The organism is Saccharospirillum alexandrii, assembly GCF_043641555.1.
GTDB lineage: Bacteria > Pseudomonadota > Gammaproteobacteria > Pseudomonadales > Natronospirillaceae > Saccharospirillum > Saccharospirillum alexandrii_A.
Map to the genome: position 1 here is coordinate 439,719 of NZ_JBHZRJ010000001.1, position 24,912 is coordinate 464,630.

21 protein-coding genes and 1 pseudogene are annotated in these 24,912 nt (G+C 54.7%); 14 read left to right on the forward strand and 8 right to left on the reverse strand.

Annotated elements, in window-relative coordinates; translation table 11 throughout:
- The first annotated feature begins 7 nt into the window (after window positions 1-7).
- From ACHUE7_RS01880 to ACHUE7_RS01895, 4 genes are all read left to right on the forward strand, one after another.
- Entirely contained in the window at window positions 8-1,000 is a 993-nt protein-coding gene (locus tag ACHUE7_RS01880; protein WP_394168466.1) for an ABC transporter substrate-binding protein, read from the forward strand.
- A 176-nt stretch (window positions 1,001-1,176) separates the two neighbouring features.
- Window positions 1,177-2,172: a TAXI family TRAP transporter solute-binding subunit gene (locus ACHUE7_RS01885; protein ID WP_394168467.1), complete on the forward strand. Its 996-nt coding sequence runs from the start codon at window positions 1,177-1,179 to the stop codon at window positions 2,170-2,172.
- A gap of 117 nt (window positions 2,173-2,289) precedes the next feature.
- Entirely contained in the window at window positions 2,290-4,200 is a 1,911-nt protein-coding gene (locus ACHUE7_RS01890) for a TRAP transporter permease (protein ID WP_394168468.1), read from the forward strand.
- Between the two features lie 71 nt (window positions 4,201-4,271).
- Window positions 4,272-5,165 carry a DMT family transporter gene (locus tag ACHUE7_RS01895; protein ID WP_394168469.1) on the forward strand — a complete coding sequence of 298 codons (894 nt, stop codon included), beginning with the start codon at window positions 4,272-4,274 and terminating at the stop codon, window positions 5,163-5,165.
- 78 nt (window positions 5,166-5,243) lie between these two features.
- Here the strand turns inward: ACHUE7_RS01895 and ACHUE7_RS01900 are convergent, their stop codons facing one another.
- The 4 genes from ACHUE7_RS01900 to ACHUE7_RS01915 form a co-directional block, all read right to left on the reverse strand.
- Window positions 5,244-5,993: a class II aldolase/adducin family protein gene (locus ACHUE7_RS01900; RefSeq protein ID WP_394168470.1), complete on the reverse strand. Its 750-nt coding sequence runs from the start codon at window positions 5,991-5,993 to the stop codon at window positions 5,244-5,246.
- 133 nt (window positions 5,994-6,126) lie between these two features.
- Complete coding sequence (locus tag ACHUE7_RS01905; protein ID WP_394168471.1) at window positions 6,127-6,639, reverse strand: MarR family winged helix-turn-helix transcriptional regulator; 513 nt, start codon at window positions 6,637-6,639, stop codon at window positions 6,127-6,129.
- 22 nt (window positions 6,640-6,661) lie between these two features.
- On the reverse strand, window positions 6,662-7,864 hold the full coding sequence (locus ACHUE7_RS01910) for a Gfo/Idh/MocA family oxidoreductase (RefSeq protein WP_127557235.1): 1,203 nt from the start codon (window positions 7,862-7,864) through the stop codon (window positions 6,662-6,664).
- Window positions 7,861-8,829 carry a PDR/VanB family oxidoreductase gene (locus ACHUE7_RS01915; RefSeq protein WP_394168472.1) on the reverse strand — a complete coding sequence of 323 codons (969 nt, stop codon included), beginning with the start codon at window positions 8,827-8,829 and terminating at the stop codon, window positions 7,861-7,863. Before ACHUE7_RS01915 ends, ACHUE7_RS01910 begins: the two co-directional genes overlap by 4 nt.
- A gap of 169 nt (window positions 8,830-8,998) precedes the next feature.
- On the opposite strand from ACHUE7_RS01915, the gene nadC reads away from it, so the two are divergent.
- Both nadC and ACHUE7_RS01925 read left to right on the forward strand, forming a co-directional pair.
- Window positions 8,999-9,862 carry a carboxylating nicotinate-nucleotide diphosphorylase gene (nadC, locus tag ACHUE7_RS01920; RefSeq protein WP_394168473.1) on the forward strand — a complete coding sequence of 288 codons (864 nt, stop codon included), beginning with the start codon at window positions 8,999-9,001 and terminating at the stop codon, window positions 9,860-9,862.
- Window positions 9,863-10,816: 954 nt separating this feature from the next.
- A complete protein-coding gene (locus tag ACHUE7_RS01925; protein WP_394168474.1) occupies window positions 10,817-11,692 on the forward strand; it encodes a hypothetical protein in 876 nt (291 codons plus the stop codon).
- Window positions 11,693-11,961: 269 nt separating this feature from the next.
- On the opposite strand, the gene ACHUE7_RS01930 is transcribed toward ACHUE7_RS01925, so the two are convergent.
- The 4 genes and pseudogenes from ACHUE7_RS01930 to ACHUE7_RS01945 form a co-directional block, all read right to left on the reverse strand.
- The gene (locus ACHUE7_RS01930; RefSeq protein ID WP_394169142.1) at window positions 11,962-12,513 is read right to left on the reverse strand and encodes a zinc-binding dehydrogenase; all 552 of its coding nucleotides are present in this window, start codon (window positions 12,511-12,513) and stop codon (window positions 11,962-11,964) included.
- Window positions 12,514-12,588: 75 nt separating this feature from the next.
- A pseudogene (locus ACHUE7_RS01935) lies at window positions 12,589-13,062 on the reverse strand (alcohol dehydrogenase catalytic domain-containing protein); the annotation flags it as partial.
- 16 nt (window positions 13,063-13,078) lie between these two features.
- Window positions 13,079-15,016 (reverse strand): TRAP transporter permease, encoded by a 1,938-nt coding sequence (locus tag ACHUE7_RS01940; RefSeq protein WP_394168475.1) that lies wholly within the window; start codon window positions 15,014-15,016, stop codon window positions 13,079-13,081.
- A 109-nt stretch (window positions 15,017-15,125) separates the two neighbouring features.
- Window positions 15,126-16,076 (reverse strand): TAXI family TRAP transporter solute-binding subunit, encoded by a 951-nt coding sequence (locus tag ACHUE7_RS01945; protein WP_394168476.1) that lies wholly within the window; start codon window positions 16,074-16,076, stop codon window positions 15,126-15,128.
- Between the two features lie 443 nt (window positions 16,077-16,519).
- Here ACHUE7_RS01945 and gtdA (ACHUE7_RS01950) point away from each other — a divergent pair, with 443 nt between their 5' ends.
- From gtdA (ACHUE7_RS01950) to maiA, 8 genes are all read left to right on the forward strand, one after another.
- Entirely contained in the window at window positions 16,520-17,563 is a 1,044-nt protein-coding gene (gene gtdA, locus ACHUE7_RS01950; RefSeq protein ID WP_394168477.1) for a gentisate 1,2-dioxygenase, read from the forward strand.
- A gap of 27 nt (window positions 17,564-17,590) precedes the next feature.
- Window positions 17,591-18,445, forward strand: coding sequence for a fumarylacetoacetate hydrolase family protein (locus ACHUE7_RS01955; protein WP_394168478.1), 855 nt, complete (start codon window positions 17,591-17,593; stop codon window positions 18,443-18,445).
- A 10-nt stretch (window positions 18,446-18,455) separates the two neighbouring features.
- Window positions 18,456-19,895: an aldehyde dehydrogenase family protein gene (locus tag ACHUE7_RS01960; RefSeq protein ID WP_394168479.1), complete on the forward strand. Its 1,440-nt coding sequence runs from the start codon at window positions 18,456-18,458 to the stop codon at window positions 19,893-19,895.
- A gap of 78 nt (window positions 19,896-19,973) precedes the next feature.
- Window positions 19,974-21,176 carry an FAD-dependent monooxygenase gene (locus ACHUE7_RS01965; RefSeq protein ID WP_394168480.1) on the forward strand — a complete coding sequence of 401 codons (1,203 nt, stop codon included), beginning with the start codon at window positions 19,974-19,976 and terminating at the stop codon, window positions 21,174-21,176.
- Between the two features lie 72 nt (window positions 21,177-21,248).
- A complete protein-coding gene (locus ACHUE7_RS01970; RefSeq protein ID WP_394168481.1) occupies window positions 21,249-22,190 on the forward strand; it encodes a LysR substrate-binding domain-containing protein in 942 nt (313 codons plus the stop codon).
- A 240-nt stretch (window positions 22,191-22,430) separates the two neighbouring features.
- Window positions 22,431-23,477, forward strand: coding sequence for a gentisate 1,2-dioxygenase (gene gtdA / locus ACHUE7_RS01975; protein WP_394168482.1), 1,047 nt, complete (start codon window positions 22,431-22,433; stop codon window positions 23,475-23,477).
- Between the two features lie 57 nt (window positions 23,478-23,534).
- Complete coding sequence (locus ACHUE7_RS01980; protein WP_394168483.1) at window positions 23,535-24,242, forward strand: fumarylacetoacetate hydrolase family protein; 708 nt, start codon at window positions 23,535-23,537, stop codon at window positions 24,240-24,242.
- Window positions 24,239-24,886: a maleylacetoacetate isomerase gene (gene maiA / locus ACHUE7_RS01985; RefSeq protein WP_394168484.1), complete on the forward strand. Its 648-nt coding sequence runs from the start codon at window positions 24,239-24,241 to the stop codon at window positions 24,884-24,886. The genes ACHUE7_RS01980 and maiA overlap by 4 nt, the downstream gene beginning before the upstream one ends.
- The last annotated feature ends 26 nt before the right edge of the window (window positions 24,887-24,912 follow it).

Consider the following 24,912-nt stretch of genomic DNA (forward strand, 5'->3'; position numbering starts at 1 on the left):
ATAACCTATGAGTAAATTGAATCTATCGGTAGCCGTCGGAAATTACGACCGGATGCGTCCACTGATTGACGGCGATGTTCAGATTGATGGTGTGGACCCAGTATTCATGCTGCATGACCCGGAGGAGATATTTTTCCGGGCCTTTCGACATGCTGATTTTGACATCACTGAACTGTCGATGAGCAGCTATACCGTAAAAACCGCCAATGACGACTGCCCATACATTGGCGTGCCTGTCTTTCCATCGAGAGCGTTTCGTCATACCTCCATATATATTCGAACTGATAGAGGCATTAATACGCCTCAGGATTTGCGTGGAAAGCGCATTGGTGTGCCGGAGTATCAGCTGACCGCAAACGTCTGGGTTCGGTTGTTTCTGGAGGAGGACTATGGTGTCAAGCCTAACGAGATGACCTGGGTGCGAGGTGGGTATGAAGAAGCTGGTCGAGTTGAAAAGATTACTTTGAATTTGACCGACGGTGTCGAGGTGGTTAATGCGCCTGAAGGTGAGACTATTTCAAACATGCTTGCCAACGGTGATATCGATGCCGTGATCGGACCCCGTGCACCAAGCTGTTTTACGCGGGGAAATCCGAACGTTGGCTACCTTTTTTCCGATCCGATGGCTGAAGCAAAAGCCTGGTATCAACGTACGAAGTTATTTCCAATCATGCATCTTCTGGGTATTCGAAAAACGTTGGTTGAAGCGCATCCCTGGCTGCCTTTCTCAATATACAAAGCATTTGAAGCATCGAAACAGAAAGCCATGACTCACCTGACGGATACTTCGGCGACCAAGGTAACCTTGCCCTTTGTCGAGGATCAGCTGCGTGCGGCCCGTCAGTTGATGGGAGAGGACTTCTGGTCCTACGGTTTTCCGGCTAACCGGGAAACACTGTCACGCTTCCTTGCACAGCATCATGCCGAAGGATTGTCGAGTCGGCTGGTCAGTCCTGAAGAGATGTTTCATCCCGCCAGCATGGAGAGTTTCAAAATCTGAGTGCCCGCAGTACTGGGGGGGGCATCGACCAGTACTGCTTCAGATACCCGGTGCAGAGCCTATCGGCCCGTTTGCTCGCGGACGATTGGTTGAACCTTAATCACAACTGTCAGTAATACGATGCAATCTTGCTAGTTCAAAAAAAGAGAACCATTTACAAGAATAAGAGGTCCGACATGAAAAAATTTATCCAGCAGTCCATTGCTGCGCTGGCAACCGCCGGTGCATTGTTGAGTGCCACTCCAGCGCACGCTGAACCGTATACAATGAATGTTGCCGGTGCCTCACCGGGTGGCCTCTGGACCTTGCTCGGTGCCGGTATTGATGCCGGCGTCCGCGAGGCCTATCCGGGCTCGACCATCACCTATCAAACGTCAGGTGGAGGTATTGCCAACGTTGCTCTGTTGCAACGTGATCAGGCTGACATGGCGCTGATTCATGACGCAGAATTATTGTTGGCCAAAAATGGCGGTGCGCCTTTCCGTGAGCCGATCGATAGCATCAGAGTGTTGGCGTATATGTATACATGGGCGCCGATGCAGCCGTTGATGCGGGATAGCTTTGCCGAAGAGTACGGTATCGAGTCCTTTGAAGACATCGCCCGGGTCAAGCCTCCCATTACGGTAGCCATTAACCGTCGTGGAAACATTGCCTCTAGTGTTGCTGAGGAAATGCTCGCGGCCATAGGTGTCACCGAAGAAGACATCGAGAGCTGGGGCGGGCAGTTGATCTATGCCGCATCTGACGAGCAAATGAGCTTGATCCAGGACCGTCGTGCCGACATGATTCTCAACAGTCTCTTTGTTCGTCATAGCTCGATCATGCAGGCTGGGAACAGTGTGGACCTGACCTTACTGCCAGTGGGCGATGGCACGATTGAAACTGTCAATGAAGCCAGTGGTACCATTGCTTTCGTGATACCCGAAGGATCTTACGAATGGTCTCCTGCTGCCGCACCCACAGTATCTCTGGGTGCCGCTCTGGCGGTGCGTTCTGACATGGACGAACAGACAGCCTACAACTTGACCAAAGCGTTGTTCGAAAACCATCAACTGATCGCCAGTGTACACCCGGCAATGCGAGCTCTGACCCAGGAAGTGATGGCGTCGATCGATGTTGTGCCTTTCCATGAAGGCGCCTTGCGTTACCTCGAAGAGGTTGGCTTGCGCTGAACTTTGTTGCGGGGCCCAGAAGGGGCCCCGCCTGACGCGTTAAAGTGCTTTTAATAAAGACTTCCTGCTGATTGTTCTGTTTTCATGTTTTTGGACCCATAAAGAGGGTATTGGACTATGAGTCAACTCCTGAGTGCGCTGATTGAGACGGGAACCCGACGCGTTCTCTCCGGAGCGTTGAAAACCGGAGTGCAGAGTTGCGCCGCGCTGATCGCTATTGGCGTGATATATACAACCACCATTGTATACATCGACCTGTATGTGATGACGGTAGTGTTTCTGTCCGCCATTCTGGCTCTGTTATTTTTAATGTATACCGCCGGTCCTGCTGCGAGGCAAGACAGGCCCAGTGTTCTGGACTGGATATTCGCGACCGCCAGTTTGGTCGTTGGCGTGTACTTTGCGACTGAAAGCGAACGGATTACAGAGCGTATCACCTTGCTATTTCCATTGGAGACAATGGACCTGGTGATGGCAACAGTGTTGTTGGTTCTGACCATAGAAGCTACGCGACGAACTGTCGGCCTCGGGCTTACCAGTGTCGTGTCAGTATTCGTCGCCTACAATCTTTTTGGCTATAACCTGCCGGCCGGATTTGGCTTTCGGCAAGTCAGTTACAACCATTTTCTCGATATCATGATGTTTACCACAGACGGACTTTTTGGCGTTCCGTTGCGTGTAGCGGCGACCTACGCCTTTTTATTTGTTATGTTTGGTACCTTTTTGTCACGCGCCGGAGGTGCCGAGTTTTTCTATAACTTTGCCTCCGCCATTGCGGGCAAGAAGGCCGGCGGACCCGCGAAAATTGCGGTTATTTCTTCAGGCTTGTACGGCACCATGTCGGGTAGTCCAACTTCGGATGTTGTGACCACGGGTTCGATCACCATTCCAATTATGCAACGTCTGGGCTACAGCAAAGCACTGTCGGGCAGTGTTGAAGTAGCCGCCTCAACCGGGGGCAGTCTGTTACCACCGGTGATGGGGTCTGCTGCCTTTATTATGGCTGAATACACCGGCATCAGTTATCGCGACATCGTGATTGCTGGCGTCGTTCCGGCTTTGTTGTACTACCTCTGTGTCTATACTCAGGTGCATTTGCGGTCACAGAAGATGGGGCTCAAGGGCCTCAGCGATGACGAAACACCCAAGCTGAAAGCAACGCTTAAAAATGGCGGTCTGTTTATTGTTCCTTTGTTGGCGTTATCGACGGCGCTGGTCATGGGTTATTCCCCAACCTATGTGGCAGCGGTCGCGACCGCGGTCGTGTTGCTGGTGGCTGCGGTCAGGCCGTCGACGCGTATGGGCCTGGTTGCCATTTGGCTGGCATTGGGTGAGTCTACCTTGCGCATGGTGTCTGTCGTGGCGGCTTGTGCAGCGGCAGGCCTGGTCATCGGTGGTATTTCAATGACTGGCCTTGGCGGCAAATTCGCCGAGCTTGTGTTTGTTTTGGCCGGAGACAGTACGTTTCTGGTACTGGCTATCTCAGCCATTCTCGCCATTATTCTGGGTATGGGTATGCCGACTCCCTCTGCGTTCATCTTGTCAGCGGTGCTGGTTGGCCCGACCATGCTGGCACTTGGGATCGGTGTCCTGCAGACCAACATGTTCATCCTGTATTTTGCGGTCCTGTCTGCGATGACACCACCGGTAGCGGTGGCGGCCTTTGCGGCGGCAGCCATTGCCGATGCCAAACCGCTTGAGATAGCGGTAGGGGCTGTGCGGCTGGCGATCACAGCCTTTGTCGTCCCCTTTGCGTTTGTCTACGGTGATGGACTACTGCTAAATGGCTCTGTCAGTAACATCATTATCTCATGCAGCACAGCGGTGGTTGGGGTGATCTTGCTCAGTATTGGTGTCGAGGGGTATTGGAAAGAACGGCTCAATACGACGGCACGACTGGGCTTTGGGATTGCCGGTTTGCTGTTTATTTTCCCCAGTGTGATCGCCATTGTCGCTGCGATTGTGATTGCATTGGGCTCAACGATGATGACGCCGCACCTGAGAACGCGCCTGAAGTTTTCGCCCTAGTTAGTCGGGCATCCAGCTTCATCATGACAGAGGAACCCGAATAGTTCCTCTTTCGTTTTTTGGATGACGTAATGGCGGGCAGTCTGATGGCCGTGTTCTGGTCTTTGTTATCGGCAATGATGTTTGCTGGCACCTTTATCCTGGTCAAGCTGGGACGACGCACGGTTACTACGGTCGCCACACTGTGGATCACTCTGTCGTTCAATGTGGTTATTTTGTGGTTCTGGAGCCTAACGGTTCAACCGGTTGATTTTACAGATTGGTGGGGCTGGCGCTATTTTGCATTGGCGGGGTTGTTTGCTCCCCTACTGGGTCGACTCTTTCAGTTTATTGGAATGGCCAGGTTAGGCGCTAACATAACGACCCCAATCACTCTGACACACCCTTTGGTGACGGTTCTGATCGCGGTGGTGATTCTTAGTGAGCCGGTCACGTTCACCAAGCTCGTGGGCGGTGTCCTGGTTTTGATAGGGTCTCTTGCGGTTGGCTCTCAGGGTGCTTCGGCGACTGCGCTTTCGTCAGTGTTGGAGGGCCAACAGCGACGCTATCTCTGGTTTCCGGTTGCCGCATCTCTGGCATACGGTATCTCGGTGGTGTTTCGCAAAGTGGGTATCGATCTTGGTACCGATGCGGTCACCGCCAGTGCAGTGACAACCTCGGCTTCCTGGGTTGTGGTGACACTGTTTGTAACACTGCGCTGGCAGTGGCAGCGCATTCGCTGCAGTAGGTTCGAACTGGGGTATTTGGCGGCCGCCGGTGTGTTGTCGAGTTTGGGGCCCGTGTTTTTCTATCTGGCGTTGCAGCGGGGCGAATTGATCGTTGTTGCGCCTTTAGCCGCGACGACTCCTCTGTTTGTATTGCTGGCAACCTGGGTGCTGTCGCGGGAGGGAGAACTGTTCAGCCGAACCGTGTTAACCGGTACGCTGGTCACCGTCATTGGCGTTAGCCTGATGACGGCATTTTGATATCAACGTTAATTGCTGCAACCAGTCAGCACTTCACTAGCGGGAAGTGCTGAGTCAGAGAGGTATCGAGTTTAGCCGTTACAGGCCGCTGTCAAGCCATTGCTGCTGGGCATGACGAGCTCGCATTCTCCACAACTGCCAGGGCCGTTCGACCTGGCCTTCAATGGTTTTCTGCGTGGTTTCCATTTCCCCTTCACTGAGAAATTCGATCGGGCCGAGGCGGCTTGCTTCCGCCTGAAGCCGGGCGTTGACTTCCACATAAATGGCTCGGTACACAGCTTGTTTCAGCGTGGGTGCGACCACGGTTGAACCATGCCCACGCATTAGCACGACGGTGTTGTCGGCCAGTGTTGAAGACAGGGCAGCACCGAGTTTGGCGTTGGTGATCAGCAAATCGGTGGCATCGCCGGCGACATCACGAATCTCAAAGATGGGCGCTTCGCGTCCGATAAAACCACTCATGTGGCATAGAGGGCGCAATGGGTTGGACTTTACCGCGCTGAATGGCACGACAGAAGGCGAATGACTGTGTACAACGGCCATGACATCCGGCCGGGCTCGGTATATTTCACCGTGAATATAGCGCTCCAGGTAGACTTTCCGGGTATCACCATCGACGACTTCACCGTCGAGATCAAATTCAATGATGTCTTCGCGTTTAACCAGTCCGGGTGCCATGTTGCGAGCGAGAAAATAATTTTCTGGGTTATCCGGGTGGCGCACACTGACATGACCGAAGGCGTCGACCACCCCCTCGTTGAATAGAATCAGGTTGGCATCAACCAGGTCATCGAGCAGTTCCAGCACAGTAGCTGAGTGGTTTTTCATTGTTTTGTGCCTCTTGGCTGTAGTCGTCCGGAGTCCAGTAGGGAAAGGCCCGCCAGGCCCGATACGCAAGGGTTAAGGTTGCAGTGTTCGGGCAGCAGGCCGGCAACCGGTTAGTTCGGTATAACATCCGAGGTTACTCATGGCCGTTGACCTCACTGTCGGCTGCATTGTCGATGGCGAGGTTGTCGATCATTGCTAGCAACGTATTGCGTGTGGTCGTGTGGTCGGCCTCGGACACTCCTGCCAGAGCGACCCGGTTAACGTCTTCGGCCAGCGGTGTCAGTACGTCTTTCAGCGCTCGCCCTTTGTCGGTGAGAAAAATGTGCAGCTTGCGCCGATTGCCATTGAGGTGACGCCTCTCAATCAACTGATTGGCTTCCATCGCTTTAAGTGCGGTAAACGTAGTCGGCTCCATCACACCGGCTTCTTCACTGAGTTCGCGCTGCGTGAGCCCCTCGGTCACCCATAGAATTCGCAAGAATGACCAGTGTCCAAAGCTTACACCATGGTTAGCAAGGCGACTTTGCAAGCTTTTTGCCAGCAAGCGACTGGCATCCCGCACCATGTGAGCCATGCGGTCATTGGGTACGTCGCGATGCCAATGTTGCAAAACACTCTGCGTTTCCCGGCTACTGTTAATTGCCATCTCGTACTTCCTTACAGGTGAATTACCCCTTCTGAGGGGCGACGGGGCACTGGTGAAACAGATCGACTGCCTGACCGGTTCTCGCCGATTCGAGCAGCGCGAAGCATACTTCCATGGTGGCCAGCCCCCAGGCTCCGGAGTGGATGGGTGCTTGGTTGTCGCGCACTGCGGCCACCCATTCGTCGAGCACTTCTCGCCTCGGAATATCGGGTTGGGCTAAGGGTAAAGTACGGTGCGCGGTGTGACCATAGACTTCAACGCCTTTCGGTCCGGGTTTCAGGTCTGCTGAATCACAGCAGGCGAGCACAAAGCCAAAATGATTGTGACCAATGCCTTGCAAGGAGGTGTCAGACAAGCCCAGGGTGTTGCCGTAAGCGCGTTGATTTTTTAGTACTGCTTCGGCTTCGGGTGATTCAATCATAGCCAGCGCTTTGCGGGCTTTGCCATAGTCCCCCGTAGTACGTTGCTGACCCAGTTCTCCATGCCAGTCGAGCAGGGCGTCGCTGTCATAATGTGCATAACCACTGTAGGTCAGGGAGGCAAAAGCGCCATTAGAGAACGTCAGTAGGGCGCTGTAAGCACCTTCGGTAGGCCGCTGAGGGTCCCAGCGCCCGGTTTGTGCCATTACCCGGGTGACTTCACCGCCACCCAGCAATCGTACGATGTCCACCTGGTGAGCCGCCTGGCTGTATACGACACCACCGCCCTGAGTGGTGTCCAATTCCTCCGGGCGACGCGGCCGGTACAGAAAGTCCGTAAAGTTCATGGCCTGAATCATGCGCACGGCCCCGAATTCGCCTGAGCGTATCAATTCTGCCGTGCGCAAATAAGGTGTGTCGAAACTGTGGCTGTGCCCTACCAGTAACCATCGCTTGGCATCGTGCATGGCATCGATCATCGCCTGGCAGTCGGTCAGTGACAGCGCCATGGGTTTTTCCACCAGGACATGCTTGCCCCAGCGAGCAGCGCATTCGACTTGTTCCCGATGCAGTGCATGAGGCGAAGCGATATAAATGGCCTCAACCTCCGGGGACTTGCACAGGGCCTCAAAGGACGTGTAGGTCCGACCCTGAAAGTCGGCTTCAAATCGGGCCCGAGCATCGTCTCTGGGGTCGGTCGCGGCGACCAGACGGATGTTAGGGTGGGCTGCCAGAGTCGGTAACAGCAACATGAAGCCCCGTCCGAGGCCCGCAATGCCAACGCGCAGTGGTTCAACCGCCGTCATTCTGGTAAGCCGATGACCAGGCGCGGGCTGAGAGCCCGGGAAACGCAGGGCATGATGTAGCGTTCCTGCTCCTGTTCGCTCAATACCAGATCACGGTGATCGCCTTCGCCTTTTAGCAAGTCACAGCGGCAGGTACCGCAGGTACCGCTTTCGCAGGACGAGGGCACGTCTAGCCCGTACTTGGCCAAGGCCTCGAGCAGTGTTTGGTCGGTACCGACGGTGATGACGTCTTCCTGCCCCTTAATCTGCACCTCGAAAGGCTGATCATCGGGTTGGTGAGCGGCGTCGCTGGCGCCAAAATCTTCGAAATGGACACTGCTGGGCGACCAGTGCCCGGACATGTCGCGGACTTCCTCCATCAACGCACGCGGGCCACAACAGTACAGATAGGCCCCTTTGGGCTGCTCAAGGACCGGCCACAGGTCAAAACGGTTATCTGCTTTTCCCTCGCTGTGGTGAAGGGTGACCTTTCCACGAAACTCGGGACTGCCAAGGTCATCCAGAAAGGCGGTTTCCCCGGCATGGCGACTTAGATAATAGAGTTTCCAGGGCTTGGTACTGGTCTGGATCAGTGTTTGAATCATCGAGTATAGCGGAGTGATGCCAATACCCCCGGCGATAAAAACATAGCGGCTTGGGTTGCCGGTCAGCGGAAAGTCGTTGATCGGTGCAGAAATCATGAAGTGATCTCCGACCTGACTGTCATCGATGAGGCTGCGCGAGCCGCCTTTGCCATCCGCTTCATATTTAACAACGATGATATAACGGTCTGTTGTGTCGGGTCCCTGACACAGGGAGTATTGCCGCTCTTCGCCATTGGGTACTTGAATCCGGATGTGCGCACCCGCTTCGGCCTCCGGCAATTCGACATCATTTTGGGCGGTAAACTCAAACTGAACAATGCCGCTGGCAATCGTCGTCCTGGCTGAGAGGGTAACCGCTAGATCGAGGGGCGGATGTGCCATGGGATACAATCTCCAAATAAACTTATATATCTAAGAATATTGGCAGTGTTACTAAAATAGGCGATCATTGCAAGTCTGAATCGGCACCGGGGGGCTATGTGCAGGAGTTTGCTGTGGTAGCTCATCGTTGTCTGACGTCGTCAGATATTCATGCTTAGTGTGAGGATTTATGTATTCGATTGAACCGGCAGCGCTTGTCGCTGCCATTAAAACCAATGTTTCAGATGCGCTGGCCGAAGATATAGCCAGTGGTGATATCAACGCAGCACTGATCCCGGAGCAAAGCACTGCAAAGGCTACCGTTATTACGCGTGAGTCAGCGGTTGTTTGTGGTACGGCCTGGGTCGAGGAGGTGTTTGCTCAGTTGGACCCCTCGGTTACGGTCAACTGGCATGTAGAAGAGGGGGACAGGGTGGAGCCCAATAAGACACTACTGACGCTTCAGGGTAACGCCCGGTCCTTGCTGTCGGCAGAGCGTGTGGTCTTGAATTTTTTGCAACTGCTGTCTGCTACGGCGACGCGGGCTGCCCATTTTGTTGAAAGAGTTTCCGGTACCGGTGTGACGTTACTCGACACTCGAAAAACGCTGCCGGGCTTGCGTCTTGCTCAGAAATACGCCGTGACATGCGGTGGCGCAAAAAGTCACAGGATGGGACTCTATGACGCCTACCTGATAAAGGAGAATCACATTGCTGCCAGTGGTGGTATTCAACAGGCAGTAGCCCTGGCACGCACAATGAACCCAACGACTATTGTTGAAGTCGAAGCGGAAACCCTGGTGGAGTTTCAAGAGGCTCTTAACGCCGGTGCAGACATTGTCATGCTGGATAACTTCTCTCTGGATGAAACCAGAAAAGCGGTGGCGCTTGCAGCAGGACAGATAAAAATAGAGGCGTCCGGAGGGGTGAACGACGAGTCACTGGTTGACATTGCACAAACCGGTGTTGATTTCATTTCTATGGGGACATTAACCAAGGATGTAGCGGCGATCGACTTGTCGATGCGTTTGACAGTTGTGCCAAGCGATCTATGAAATCAATGAATGGGTTAGAGACACGTCCGTGTTAAAGGTCCCACGCTTGGGACAGTGGTTTTCATATTATATGAGACCGGACAAGAGACGACGGATGAGGCAGGCCGTGCTAATCGTGCTTTGCGGAAGCGATTAACGCAGAGCTACTGGCTTTGCTTAGGCCTGTATCCACGCGGACCACGATTATTCGCAGCTCTTGACTGATTGAGGATGCACTTCTTACCAACAATTTGCCTATGCTTTTTTGTGAATGATCGGCTTTCCCAATCGAGACTATCTGGACATGCATTACCTGGCGGCACTGTGGGTCTTACAAGTTCTATTCAGGTTATCTGACGCAGAAGAGCCACTGATGGTCGATGAGCTTTACAGTACTGGATCTTGCTATCGCCGTGCACAACTGGGTTTGATGACCGAGGCCATCTTTTGAGGTGGCTCATGTTACTAAGGAATAACGGGATCAACTCATTTGCGAAGCTGAGGCTACTGATGCATATTGATGAAACCCCTGGGGTGTGCGGAAAAGAGCTATTCAACTACCGGTCGGGTAGTAATAACGAGCAGATAGATCACTTTGTGGACTACGAGCTGGTGTCAGAGGTCCTGATCGGCACGCGAAAGTAGAAGTACCCAGGCAAGCGATGGATGATGCTCCGTGGATACTTAAACCGGCCCATTCCAGAAAAGCTGATACAACTGCCGAGTACAATAGGCTGACTTACCCGCTGCTTTTATCATAACTGCCGGCTTTTACCACGACCTACGAATAGCAATGGCAGCTTAATAAATGGCCAAATATTTGACTTGATATTTGTTTCCTCTTAATTGGCGTCAAAATTCCATCAATATCCCGCTAAATTTAGCATCTTCACTCCGGTATGGCCTAGGTAAGTTGTCAGTCACTCTACTCTTTTAGTAGCGTGGATATGGTAACCCTCGCACCCAAGGATCGATATGAAAACAATAACTCTTTATTGGATGGCGATGACTGTCACTCTACCTGCGCTGGTGGCCTGTAACTCATCCAGCGGGTCTAATAGTGAAGCACCCAGTATCAAGCAAGTTCACCCTATGGTGTATATCGAACCCTTTGACCTGGAAGACGAAATTGATATGCACCTCAGTTTTCATGTGGTGGTTGAGGATCCGGACGGGTACTCAGATATTGCGGAAGCAACTGTGCGATTCCCCACCGGACAAAGCTACGATATCGACCTGACCGAACGCTTATACGAACGGAATGGTGAAACTGGCTTTTCTGCTTCATTCAGTCTCGTTGATGTGGCGGCTGGGGCTAATGGTAAAGAGCTCTTAATGACAGGGTACGAGGTGACCTTGATAGACAAGCGCGGCCAGTCGGATACGCAAGCCGTTGATTTGCTTGGCTTTGACGGTGTCGAAGTACCTTTGGGGGCTTACCTAGTACACCCAGATGATTATCCCGTGTCAAGTGGTGGGGATTACATTGAAGGAATGACCAGACCTTTTGCTTCATCTACTTCAATCACTGTTGACTCGACTGGCATTGGTATCGACGTTTACATCAATGATGAGCGTGCTTATGACCTTACGTTCGCCTTCTATGACATGAATGATGACTACATTGGTCAGGCTGTCATTGTCGGTAGTGAGAATCTGACGTTGAGTGGGATGGGCAGTTATAGCATTCCATTTGCCGATATCCATTTTAATGAGGGGTATAGTCAGAGTGATATCAGTCAAGTGAGATTGTACTCTGGAGATAAAAGTGTGCATCAATCCGGGTTTTCGGCGTATCAGAGTCAGCAATTGGCCATGTCTATAAAGTATGACGTGCCAGCACCTGAATAGACTTGTGTATCTAGCACAACCCACTGCATGCAGGATAATTTGGGCTTAGCTTGTGTCGGGCTTAGCTGCTGCCCGACACCTATTTTTTGTGTGACAAACTTAATAGCAGTCAATCGGGTTAACTTGAGTCGGAAACTATACTGATTTCGTTTATACCGAGTGACGCTCGCTTCTTTGGTGTGATCTAAATCGGTCCATTATGATATGGATAGATTAGGCCAGTCTTTATACCATTGCTGGGAAATGGGGCTTCGGGGTTCACCTAAAGTTCATGGCATACGTATGACTGGTTTTACTACGCTCCCTTTTTGGCTGTCTTCGATGGCCTGGTTGATCTGGCTTTGGGGATAATACGTCAGCAGCCGCTCGAAGGGGAACTTACCGGCCAGATGCAAAGCCATCAATCGACCCAGCAATGCTTCGCTGGTACCTCCACCGCCGAGCACGCCTTGAATTCGTTTGCCCCACAATACCCCGAATTGTTCTGCCCGGAAGGATTCACCTACGGGAGCTCCGCCAAGCAGTAGGCAAGTGCCCAATGGACCGATGCAGTCAATCGCTTGTTCGATCAGACTGATGTTTCCGGTGCAGTCAATAATGGCGTCTACCTTGTCGCCGATCAGTGTAGGGAGGTCAGAGCCGTTGGCGAGTCGTATCTCGGTTGCCCCCAGTTCTCTGGCTAGAGTTAGCCTGTCAGCATGCTGGTCAATAACAATGATTTCCTGCCAGCCTTCCACGCGAGCAGCCATCAAGGCGCCAAACCCCACAGCTCCGGCTCCTACGATAGCAATGCGTTTACGTGGTGTCAGGCTGTTAAACACTGCCCCGGCACCGGTAGCTAGACCACACGCTAGTGGTCCGGCTGATTCGAGAGGAAAGTCCTCCGGCACAGGCACTAGCGCGTTGGCGGACACCAGACTGTGACTGGCCAATGATGACTGTCCAAAAAAATGGCCGTAGATAGGCTTGCCGGACGTTTCCTGATAAGCCGAGGCAGTGTGGTTATTGGGTGTTGGTCGATGGCCGGAAAACGCCAGCGACTTAAGGTCTGCACAGTATCGAGGTTCGCCCAATGAGCATGCATCACATTGGCCACAAAAGGGCCAGCCGATTAGAACCCGGTCACCGGCTCGATAACGCTCAACGCCAGGTCCTGTAGCCTCAACGATCCCTGCGCCTTCATGACCGAGTACGGCGGGTAGTGGCAAGGGCATCTGACCGTGCCGGGCTTTTTCGTCGGTATGGCATAGGCCGCAAGCGACAATACGTACAATAACCTCTCCTGGCCCCGGGTCTGCAAGGGTCAGTTCACGTACTGTCAACGGAGCTCCGGCGGCCGGGGCTATGGCCGCCTGGATCAATCGGCTCACTGGGCTGCTCGCAACATCATTGAGTGTTATTAATCAGTGCCCCGGTCCGACTGACCGGCCACAGCAACCAGGCTATCAGGGCGATCCCCAGAGCAAAGCCTGCCCACAAGAGGCTGTCGGCAATCGTACTGCCCAGCGGTATCACTGTGGTCAGTGACAGAAGGCCGATGAACACCCGCATGGCCATAGGGACCGGCCGCCGCAGGTAGCCAATGGCAGCGATGGTAATCAGTACAATACCGAGAATGATGCGAACCAGTGCCGTAACAAAGTCAGTTGTCGTCCCTCCAGCGAACAGCAGTGATGGCTGTACCACGAAAGCCAAAGGAACCAGGTAGACACCGGCGCCGATTTTCAGCGAGGCGAAAGCCGTCTGCCACGGACTGGTATTGGCAACACTGGCAGCAGCGAAACTGGCAATGGCAATGGGCGGTGTGATCATCGATAGCATACCGAAATATAGTACGTAGAGATGTGCGGCCAGTGGTACAACATCGAGCATGACCAGCGCCGGTGCCGCCAGCGTAGCAAGCAGAATATATACCCCAACAGTAGGCATGCCGAGCCCGAGCACGATGCTTAGAATGGCCGTGATAACCAGCAAGATGGCCAGGTTGCCACCGGACAGTGCCAGCATTTGGAGGGTAATGGCAAAGGCGACACCAGTCAGGTTAAGAATGCCGATAACCAGGCCTGCAGCACCGGCCAATACAATAATGTCGGCGATGGCGTCTACGGAGCTGAGCAAGCCAGAGAAGGTCTGGCGAATCCGGAACCAAAGTGTACTCAGTGGCCCGATCATGTGCAGGGCAATCAATGCCCCAGTGGCCATTAAGCCCGCGTATTCCGCCGAACGATTTTCGACAAACAGGAGGTAGATAAGATAAAGCGCAGCCAACAGGTAGCGTCCGGGAAAAGCCTGCTTCGGAGCCGGTGTGCCGTCACTGGCAACGTCGGTCAGATCAAGGTCAATATCCTTGTCGCCCTTGATGTTGAGCCTGCGGGCTTCAAAGTCGACCGATAATAATACTGCCAGGTAGAACAGAATGGAGGGCACGATAGCGGCGATGGCAACGGTCTGGTATTGGATCTCAAGCAGTTCAGCCATGAGGAAAGCCGAGGCGCCCATGATAGGTGGCACCAACTGGCCACCAGTTGAAGATACGGCCTCAACCGCAGCGGCAACAGGACGTGAATAACCGGCCCGAACCATGGTTGGAATAGTGACGGACCCGACCGCGACGACGTTGGCCACAGCACTGCCGGAGACCATTCCGAAAGCACCGGAGCCAATGACCGAGACTTTGGCGGGCCCGCCGGTATAGTGCCCCACCATTTTGGAGGCAAAGCGGGAAAACACAGCACTACCGCCAAACGTATTGAGCAAGAAACCAAACAGTATGAATGGAGCGACGACAATGGAGGCAATCGCCAGCACGGTTGACAGCAACGCATTGGTGTCGAGAGACAGATAAACAGCGACTCGACTGAACGATACCGGACGTGTCTGATAATCAGCTGGTAAATAGGGGCCGATAAAGGCAAAAACGACCAGCAGGGCTACCAGGATCGGGAGAAATAGGCCCGTTTTGCGTCGAACGCCTTCGAGAATAGCCAGTACCATGATCGTGCCCATCACAGCTGCCTGGGGTGGCGCTGCGGCTACATCCAGTTGCAGACTGGGAAAGTCTCGGGCGACATAGCCAAACAGAATCAGCACCAGGGCGGTGAAGGCCAGGTTCAGCCATTGGCCAATCCGATTGAATCGTCCTCCCGTGGCCAGCAATACACTGGCGGTGCCGAGCCCGGCCGCCAGAGCCAGGAATTGTTCGTTGTAGAGGTAATAACCAAAGTTGGCCGGCAGATCCAGAATCCATACGACGACTGACACGAGCAGGAGTGTATTGATCAGGGAGCGTAGGCCGTGGGTGATTCGGTTCATGCCGGTCAGCATTAAAAAGATCCTCTTGTAAACTGCCCCTCAGACAGGCATGGCTGCCGGGGGGCGGTTACAGGCAAAAGTGTGCGATCAAGCCAGCCTTGATGGGGCTGGCCTCCTGGGTTCAGCGGTTGCTGGCCCATTCAATGACGGCCGGATGGTACGGCGTCTGGATGCTTTCTTTGTAGATCTGGTCGGGGTTAAGGCCACGGAACAGTGGCATACCAGCCGCCAGCGCATCGATGTTGTTGACCATGCCATCGAGCACAGCCCGAATGCGTTCATCAGAAACTGAAGCGTTCGTAACCAGCATGTTGTCGTAGGTCAACACCGGCGTCGGCTCGGATACACCGGCAAAGTTGGGCAGCGGCGGTGCCGTGGCAATGTAACCCTCAGGAAACACTTCCTGCATACGAGCGACTGACGCTGCATCGGTATTCATGGGAATGACACGCAGTGGGATCACGGCATTCACTTCGGCTGTTTTGGCCCCCCCAACAGCAAAGAAAAAGGCGTCGGCACGGCCGTTTTGCAATTGTTCGGCACCGGCGACGACGTTTGGCACCATCACGGGTTGAATATCACCCGGTGTCAGACCCGCGTTGGCCAGCAGAGATTCCATCACCACACTGATTGAACCCATGGCTGAGAAGCCAAAGGTGACGCGTTTGCCTTTCAGGTCATCCAGCGTGTAAATATCGCTGTCTTCGCGCACAAACATTGCCGTGCGCAGCGGGTACATGGAGGCGGCGACGCGCAGATTTGGCTGTTCACGGCCTGAGAAAGTGCCTTCTCCGTGGTAGGCCTCATACACTTCCAGCACGTTGGCAATACCGAAGTCGAAATCACCACTGTTGATCAAAGGCAGCAGGGTGGTCTCACCGGAATTGGGCTGCACTCTAGCCTGCAAGCCCATCTCTTCATTCATCACTTTGGCCAGTGCTGAACCGGTTGAATAGCTAATGGTGCCTTGTGACATGGTACCGACACCGACAGTCTCGGCCTGGGTGGTACCTAACAAGCCAATACTGGCAATTAGGCCCGCAGCGAGTGCAGAGAAGCGATTTTTTATCATTGTGAATACCTCTGGTGGATCGGATGTAACTCGAAGAATGACGTGCTGGCGGCGTTTATTGGTGTTATGGCCGCAGCAGTGGTAGCTCTAATGGCTGCACCATTAATGGCACAGATCAGGGCATTGCGAATCGAGTATAGGAAGCTGGCTGGTTTATTAAATTGAATTTTAGCTGCAAATACTTAACTAAAAGTTAACTTGATGCCGCAAGGCCGTCCTGCCTAGTCTTAGCGATATGATTAACAAAAAGTTAACTAAGAGGTCGCAATATTCAATTTAATTAAGTAAATGCGAGGCCTAGACTGAGCCTCCTAGCAAGTGATGCAGTAGCTTTTGTCTGGCTGAATCAGTTCGGCTCATCATTGAGTCATAGCCAGATTCCCCTGTGTCATCACTTCGGTTCAAGCCCGAATAACAAGACGGACAGAAGAGGCTAATAATCCATGGCTTATGAATCGGCCAGTCCAGAACGACGCGCATTTTACGATAAGTTATCACCTTTGAGCACCGCTCCCCTTTGGGAAGTGCTGGGAACCATTGTTCCGCGGGAACCAACGTCAAAAGCCGACTCCCATCTGTGGCGCTATGAGGCCTTGCGGCCACTGCTGCTGGAGGCTGGATCTTTGCTAACAGCCAGAGAAGCAGAGCGCCGAGTCCTGGTGCTGGAAAACCCAGCCTATATTGGCCAGTCGAGAACCACGTCAACGCTGTATGCGGGACTGCAGCTCATATTGCCCGGTGAAACAGCACCGGCGCATCGGCACACACCATCGGCGCTGCGCTTCATGATTGAAGGTGAACAGGGTTTCACTCAGGTCGGTGGTGAGCGCACCACCATGCGGGAGGGTGACTTTGTCATAACGCCTCCCTGGGCCTGGCACGACCACGGCAACGAAGGCGACGAGCCTGTGATTTGGATGGACGGTCTGGACATTCCGATTCTGCAGTATTTTGAATCGGTTTTTTCAGACCCATATGGGGAGGAACAGCACCCATTGAGCCGTCCCGAGGGCGATTCACTGGCACGGTTTGGCCAGGGGTTGTTGCCTATGGACGCCTCCAGCCCCTACGGCATGGCGTCGCCCATCTTCAATTACCCCTACGACCGAACCCGAGAGGCACTTGTCAGAAGCGCCCAGGGGGCAGAGCCTGACCCGCATCTGGCGACAACGTTGCGCTACAGCAATCCGATTGATGGTGGTTGGGCGATGCCCGCCATGGCGACCTGGATGACCCACTTGAAGCGCGGTCAGTCGACGCTGCCGATGCGCTCGACCGACAGTCAGGTGATGCACGTCGTGGAAGGGCGGGGCACCGTGACCGTGGGTGAGCAGACCTTCAGCTTTGGTCCGAAAGACGTTGTGGCCCTGCCAGGCTGGCAACGTCGTAGCCTGGTGGCAAGTGAAGACTGCTTTTTGTTTTTCTTTTCCGACCGTGCCGTGCACGAGAAACTCGGTTTTTACCGCGAACAACGCTTTTCGGCCTAGTGCCCGCCGCTTATTAAGGAAACTACGATGCGTATATGCCGTTTTAACGACAACAGACTGGGCTTGGTCATAGGCGATGAGATTGCCGATGTCACACCGGTACTGGATCAATTGCCGGCCTTTCGCTGGCCACTGCCTCGTCATGATGTGCTGATTGATGCTTTGGCGGACCTTCGCCCGGCTATTATGAGTGCGGCCGAAAAAGCGCCTCGTTTCAACTTGGCTGACGCTAAGTTGCTCAGCCCGGTCGCCAACCCAGGCAAGCTGATTGCCGCACCAGTTAACTACATGGCGCATGTTGAAGAGTCGCAGCAAGATGCGGGCATCAACTTCGGCTCCGATGTGACCTTTATTGACCGCTATGCACTCTTTTTGAAAGCGACCAGCTCGCTGGTCGGTGCCGGTGAGGGTGTTGAGATTCATCACGATGACGGTCGCCGTACCGACCATGAGGTTGAACTGGCACTGGTGATAGGCAAAACGGCACGCAAGGTGTCGGAGGCCGAAGCACTCGATTATGTGGCGGGTTACACCATAGGGCTGGATATCACCATTCGCGGCACGGAAGATCGCAGCTATCGAAAGTCGCTCGACACCTTCAGCGTGCTGGGCCCCTGGCTGGTTACCCCTGACGAACTGGGTTCGCCGGATGCACTGGGGCTGACCATTCAAGTCAACGGCGAGCCGCGTCAAAATGCCAATACCCGGGATCTGATCTGGGGCGTGGCCAAGCTGATCTCAGTTGCCTCCCATGCCTACACCCTGCACCCCGGAGACGTGATTTTTACCGGGACACCGGAAGGGGTCGCGCCGATACAGCGTGGGGACGTGATGCACGCCGAAATCGAGAAAATCGGGGCTATGGATGTACAGGTCAGATAGAGGGCACAGCATGATGCAGGCAAATCATTGGATAGGCGGTCGCTGGCTCGAAAATGGCGATGCGCTCGGACAGACACTCAACCCGGCCGATAACACCCTGGTGGGTTACTATGCGCTGGGCAGCCAGGAACTGACCGATCAGGCGATCGACGTTGCCCGGTCGGTTTTTGAGAGTGGTCAGTGGTCTACCAAACCACGCATGCGGGCTCAGGTGCTGCTCGATTATGCAGACCGCATCGCTGAGCGTCAGAACGAACTGACCGACCTGATCGTTCAGGAATCGGGCAAGCTTCACAGCGAAGCACAGGGCGAGGTGCTGGGCTGCATCAGCGAGTGCCGGTATTACGCCGGGCTCGCCCGAACCATAATGGGTCGCAGCACCGAACTCGACACCGGGCAATGGGTCAGTTTTACCCGGGAAGCGGCCGGCGTGGTCGCCATTATTGTGCCCTGGAATGCGCCAGCAACCCTACTGATACGCAGTCTGGCGCCAGCGCTGGCGGCCGGTTGCACCGTGGTGGTCAAGCCGGCGCCGCAAACCGCCAACGTTAACCGGGTGATGATGGAATGCCTGGCTGCCGTGACCGGGTTGCCCGCCGGGGTGGTCAACTCAGTCAATGAAAATGGCATTGAAGTTGGGCAGCGCCTCAGTGTGCACCCGGACGTTGATGTGATCTCTTTCACCGGCGCAAGTAGTACCGGTGCTGCCATCATGGCTGCGTCTGCTGGTACCTTGAAGCGGCTGTCTCTGGAGCTGGGCGGCAAGGCGCCTACGCTGGTCGCCAGTGACGCCAATCTTGATATCGCCATTCCGCAGATCGCGCGTCACGCCACCATTATCGCCGGTCAGATGTGCACTGCCATTACCCGCGTGATTGTCGATCCTTCCCGCTTTCAGGAAACCGCCGAGCGGCTCAGAGACGCGCTAGCCGCCATCAGAACCGGGCGCGGTGATGACCCGCAATCGACCATGGGAGCGTTGATCGATGCGCGCAGTCGTGACCGCCTGCTGGGCAGTCTGGAACTGGCTCGACGAGACGGAGAGGTCTGGTTACAGGGCCAGACGTTCGAATTCGGCCCTCTGGCCAAAGGTAACTTCCTGACCCCGACCCTGATGCAGATTCAGGACGTGAAACACGAACTGATACAGGAAGAACTCTTTGGCCCGGTTCTTAACATCGAATGCGCGGCCGATGAAGTCGATATGCTGGCCCGGGCCAATGCCACCCGTTATGGCTTGGCAGCCAGCGTCTGGACAGAGAGTGTTCGCCGGGCGCAGCACTGGACGCGTGGCATTCGCTCCGGTTCAGTGTGGGTGAATGCGCACAATCGTCTCGCTGCCGAGACTGAAACCGGTGGCTTTAAGCATTCGGGTCTGGGCCGGCTGCACGGTATGCAGGGGCTGGATGATTTTCTGGAAACCAAGACCGTCTATTTTGCCGAAGACTGATTGGCGGCTGGCCAGCCCAGCCCCTAGTCGGACTCACCTTTATAGGTGTCGCTCGAGGGCGACACGGGAGACAACGTTATGACAGCCTATCCTTCCGAGGGTATTAAAACCGTCCTGATCGCCGGTGGCGGTATTGGCGGCCTGACCGCTGCAGCTTGCCTGTTACAGGCCGGTGTCGATGTGCAGGTGTTTGAACAAGCGGCCACACTGGGTGAGGTCGGTGCTGGCATTCAAGTCAGCGCCAATGCCAGCCGGGTGTATCGAGAGATCGGCGTACTTGATCAGCTCAAGGCACTGGGCTTTCAACCAGATCAGTATCGCTTTCGTGTGTTCGACGAAGGCGACGTATTACAAAACATCCCGCTAGGGGAAACCTATGTCGAACGTCACGGTGTACCCTACCTTTCAGTGCACCGGGCTGACTTACATCGCGTCTTGGTTGATCGGGTGCGCGAGCTTAAGGCTGATGCCATTACCCTGAATGCGGCGGTGTCAGAATTTACCGAAGACGACAGTGGTGTCACCGTGCACTTCTCCGACGGCCGTTCCGCCCGGGGCGACGTGCTAATTGGTGCCGATGGCATCAAATCGGTCATTCGCCAGCAAGTGCTGGGCGACACGCCGATCAATTACACGGGTGATGCCTCCTGGCGTGTCATCGTGCCAATGGATCGCCTGCCCGAAGAGTACCGCCAGACCAGCGTCGATATCTGGGTCGGGCCCGGCAAACACGCGGTCACGTATCCGATGCGTGAAGGCACGTTGCTGAACCTCGTCGGTTGTGTGGAGCAAAACGACTGGGACGATGAATCATGGGTGACCAAACGCCCGTGGGAAGAATTAAAGGCTGACTTTGTTGGCTGGCATCCGGCCATTACCGCCATCATTGAGGCAGCTGACCGGGATGAGTGCTACCGCTGGGCGATGAACAATCGTATGCCGGTCGAAAACTGGAGTACAAAGCGAGTCACCCTCCTTGGCGATGCGGCTCATCCAACCCTGCCGTACATGGCCCAGGGTGCGGCCATGGCGGTTGAAGATGCGGCAGTACTTGCCCGGGCGTTGGTTCAGGAGTCCAACCCTACTGAGGCATTGCAGCTGTACCAGCGCAACCGGCTTGAGCGGACCGCAAAGATCGTCAATGAGTCGTCTGATAACCGGAATCTGTTTCATCTCGATTCAGTCAAGGCGCTTCGCGAGGCGTTTGCCAAGCGGGATATGAACGCCGAGCGAACGGCCTGGCTGTTCTCTTATGATCCCACGCGAGTACCGCTGGTCTGATGATCAACGGGGTTCTTGCGGACACGGCTTCATGGCACTATCGACGGCCCACCCCCGTTGTGAGTTCTGCTTGTGGATAGACGACTTAAGTTCCGGCACATTCAGTGTTTTCTTGAAGCGGCCAAGTCCCATCACCTCACTGAGGTGGCCCGGTCGCTGAACGTGACACAGGCTGCGGTGTCAAAAACCTTGACCGAACTGGAAACGATCATGGGCATGCAGTTAATTTTGCGTGATCGTTCGGGACTGTCGCTGACACCCAAAGGTGAAGTGTTTTATCACTACGCAGCCGCTGGCATGGAATCATTTGAAAAAGGCTACGAAGGGCTGGTCGGTCTTAGCGATGCCCCCAGTATCGAATTGCGCATTGGGGTTTTGCCAACGGTAGCCGCGCGGTTTATGCCACAGGCAATGAATACGTTTTTTGCCCAAGCCACCCAGCCGGTCAATTTTGCGCTGCAGACGGGCTACAACCGTCACCTGTTCGACTTACTGCACGGTGGCAAGATTGACCTGGCGATTGCCCGGATTGGCGTGCCTGAAATGATGCATGAGCTGGATTTTATCCATTTGTATGCCGAGCCGATGGTGCTGGTGGCCCGGGCCGGTCATCCGATACTGGCCTTACCCGCTGCCAGCCGAATGCGAGCGGTTAAGGATTATCCGTTTCTGCTGGCACCGAAAGACACCCGGATACGGCCGATCATTGAGCAATCCTTCGCGACATTGAACATACCGTTGCCCAGTACATTAATTGAGACCGTCTCCAACACCTTCGGCCGGTCCTATCTGCCAAAGTCGGATGGTTTGTGGATGATTTCTTACGGTGTGGTGGGCGACTTGATTGAGGCGGGGGTGCTGGCACTGGTTGCGGAGCCGCTTGACAGTACCCGTGAGCCGGTTGGGCTCGTCCGGCGGCTGGATCAGGAAATGCCGATAGCTATGCGGCAGCTGATGTCTATTCTACTGGCTCAGACTCGTGAGCTTCGGCCGTTGACAGACAGCGCTAACTGAACGCAGCGTTCCATGGTGGTGAGGCGGCCGGGCTAAGCCCTCTGTTGCAAGGGCACGACGATCGAAAGCCTGGTTCGATAGGGCGGTCTGCAACGAGTGAGTCAGGGTTATAAGTTAATCATCACTATAATGATGATCACAATAGTGATTAAATAAAAAAGTGAATGAAGGGTCTACTGCCTGTGCCTGCTTGCATCGCACGGTGGAACAATATTAATCACCCCAGGCTAGGAGCTCACCATGTCTCTGACTGAAAAACCAGCCACATCGCCCGCACGGGATGCTTATTACAAGAAACTGGATGAGCGCAGCATGTCGGCGCTGTGGAATGTACTCAGCGATATCATCACACCGACGCCGCGCAGCGGTTGCCAGCCATTCAAGTGGGATTTCGATGAGGCCCGCGACTTGCTGATGGAAGCCGGCAGTCTAATCACTGCCAAGGAGGCTGAGCGGCGGGTACTGATTTTGGAAAACCCGGGTCTGCGCGGCCAGAGCCGTATTACCACCTCGCTGTATGCCGGCTTGCAACTGGTTATGCCGGGCGAAGTGGCCCCGGCGCACCGCCACAGCCAGTCGGCCTTGCGATTTGTGGTAGATGGCGACGGTGCATACACCAATGTGGCGGGTGAGCGTACCCTGATGCATGAGGGCGATTTTGTCATCACACCGCCCTGGGCCTGGCATGACCATGGTAATGAGTCAGACCGGCCGATGATCTGGCTTGATGGGCTGGACATCCCCATGGCCTCCTTTTTTGATGCGTCCTTTGCTGAAGGCTATGGCGCCGAATCCCAACCGGAATCGATTCCCCGTGGCGACAGTCTGGCCCGCTACGGCGCTAATCTGATGCCTTTTGGGCATGAGCAGCGGGGGCTGGCGTCACCCATTTTCAATTACCCGTACGACCGGACGCGTGACGCACTGGAACACATGCGGCTGCGCAATGAATGGGATCCGTGCCATGGCTTGAAACTGCGTTATGTGAACCCGGTTAACGGTGAAGACGCCATGCCGACGATCTCGACAGCGATGCAGCTGTTACCCAAAGGCCTGATTACCGATGTCTACCGGTCGACTGATGCGACGGTCTTCAGTGTGGTGGAAGGTCAGGGTCGCACAACCGTTGGCGACACAGTCATTGACTGGAAAGCCAAGGATCACTTCGTGGTGCCAAGCTGGGCACCGGTGGTTCACCAGGCACAGGACGACGCTATTCTGTTCAGTTTTTCAGACCGGGGCGTCCAGCAAAAACTGGGCTTCTGGCGCGAACGCCGCGGCAGTTAAACAGTCGACAATAAACAAACAGACGCTACGAAAAAAACGACACAAGAGGACCTACTAATGACCGCTTATATCTTCGAGCCGATGCCAACCCCCAGCGTTGAAATTACGGGCGAATCAAGCCGCTTTCCAGTTCGTCGTATTTTTTGCGTTGGCCGCAACTACGAAGCCCATGCCCGCGAAATGGGGCGTGACCCGAGCCGTGAATTCCCGTTCTTTTTCACCAAACCGGCTGATGCAATCGTGCCCGATGGCGGTGACGTACCGTACCCGCCCGAGACCGAAAATTTCCATTATGAAATGGAACTGGTTGTCGCAATCGGTAAGGCCGGCTTTCAAATAAAAACAGAAGATGCGCATGACTATATATATGGCTATGCCGTTGGCAATGACCTGACGCGTCGTGACCTGCAACTCGAAGCCCGTGAAAAAGGCCGCCCCTGGGACTGGGGAAAAGCGTTTGATGATTCCGCGGTGATTGGACCCATTCAGAAAGCCAGTGATATCGGCCACCCGACCAAAGGTCGGATCTGGATCGCGGTCAATGGCGAAGTAAAACAGGACCAGGACATCGCCGACCTGATCTGGGATGTTGAAGAAATCATATCCATTTTGTCGCACACCATGCGCATTCAACCGGGCGATCTGATTTACACCGGTACACCAGCAGGAGTGGGGGCAATGTCGGTCGGTGACACCGTCACTGGCGGGATAGACGGCGTGGGCGAGCACCGCATTCAGATTGTGGCGCCCCGGGAGGGAGTATGAAGCCGATATTGCATAACTTCTTCCGCAGTTCGGCATCGATTCGGGTTCGCGCCGCATTGAACCTGAAGGGCATCAGCTACGATCAGGTGTCTTATGTGCTGCGCGAGAACGAACATCACTCGGAAGCGTTTCTGGCGCTGAACCCCCAAGGCCTGGTGCCGGCGCTGCAGCTGGATTCGCAAACGGTCATCGCCCAGTCGCTGGCGATTATTGATTACCTGGATGAGGTCTATCCGGAACCGGCTTTTCTGCCCAAAACCCCGTTGGACCGTGCCTGGGTGCGGTCACTGGCCTACAGCCTGGCCTGCGATGTGCACCCGATTAATAATTTGCGGGTGCTCGGCTATATCGGGACCGAGCTCGGTGCCGACGATGCCCAGGTGAAAGCCTGGTTTCAGCACTGGGTAGCTGAGGCGTTTGGCCCAGTGGAAGCTATGCTGTCCAAGGACGCCCGGCGCGGCCAGTTCTGTTATGGCGACACACCGGGGTATGCTGATTTGTCGCTCTTTGCCCAGGTGACCAACAACCGCCGTTTTGAGGTTGATATGTCGCCGTATCCGACGATCCAGGCCATTCACCAGGCCTGCCTGGCATTACCAGCCTTTGTCGATGCCCTGCCTGAAAATCACCCGCACGCCACATGACCGACCGGTTCTGAGCACTCTGCAGC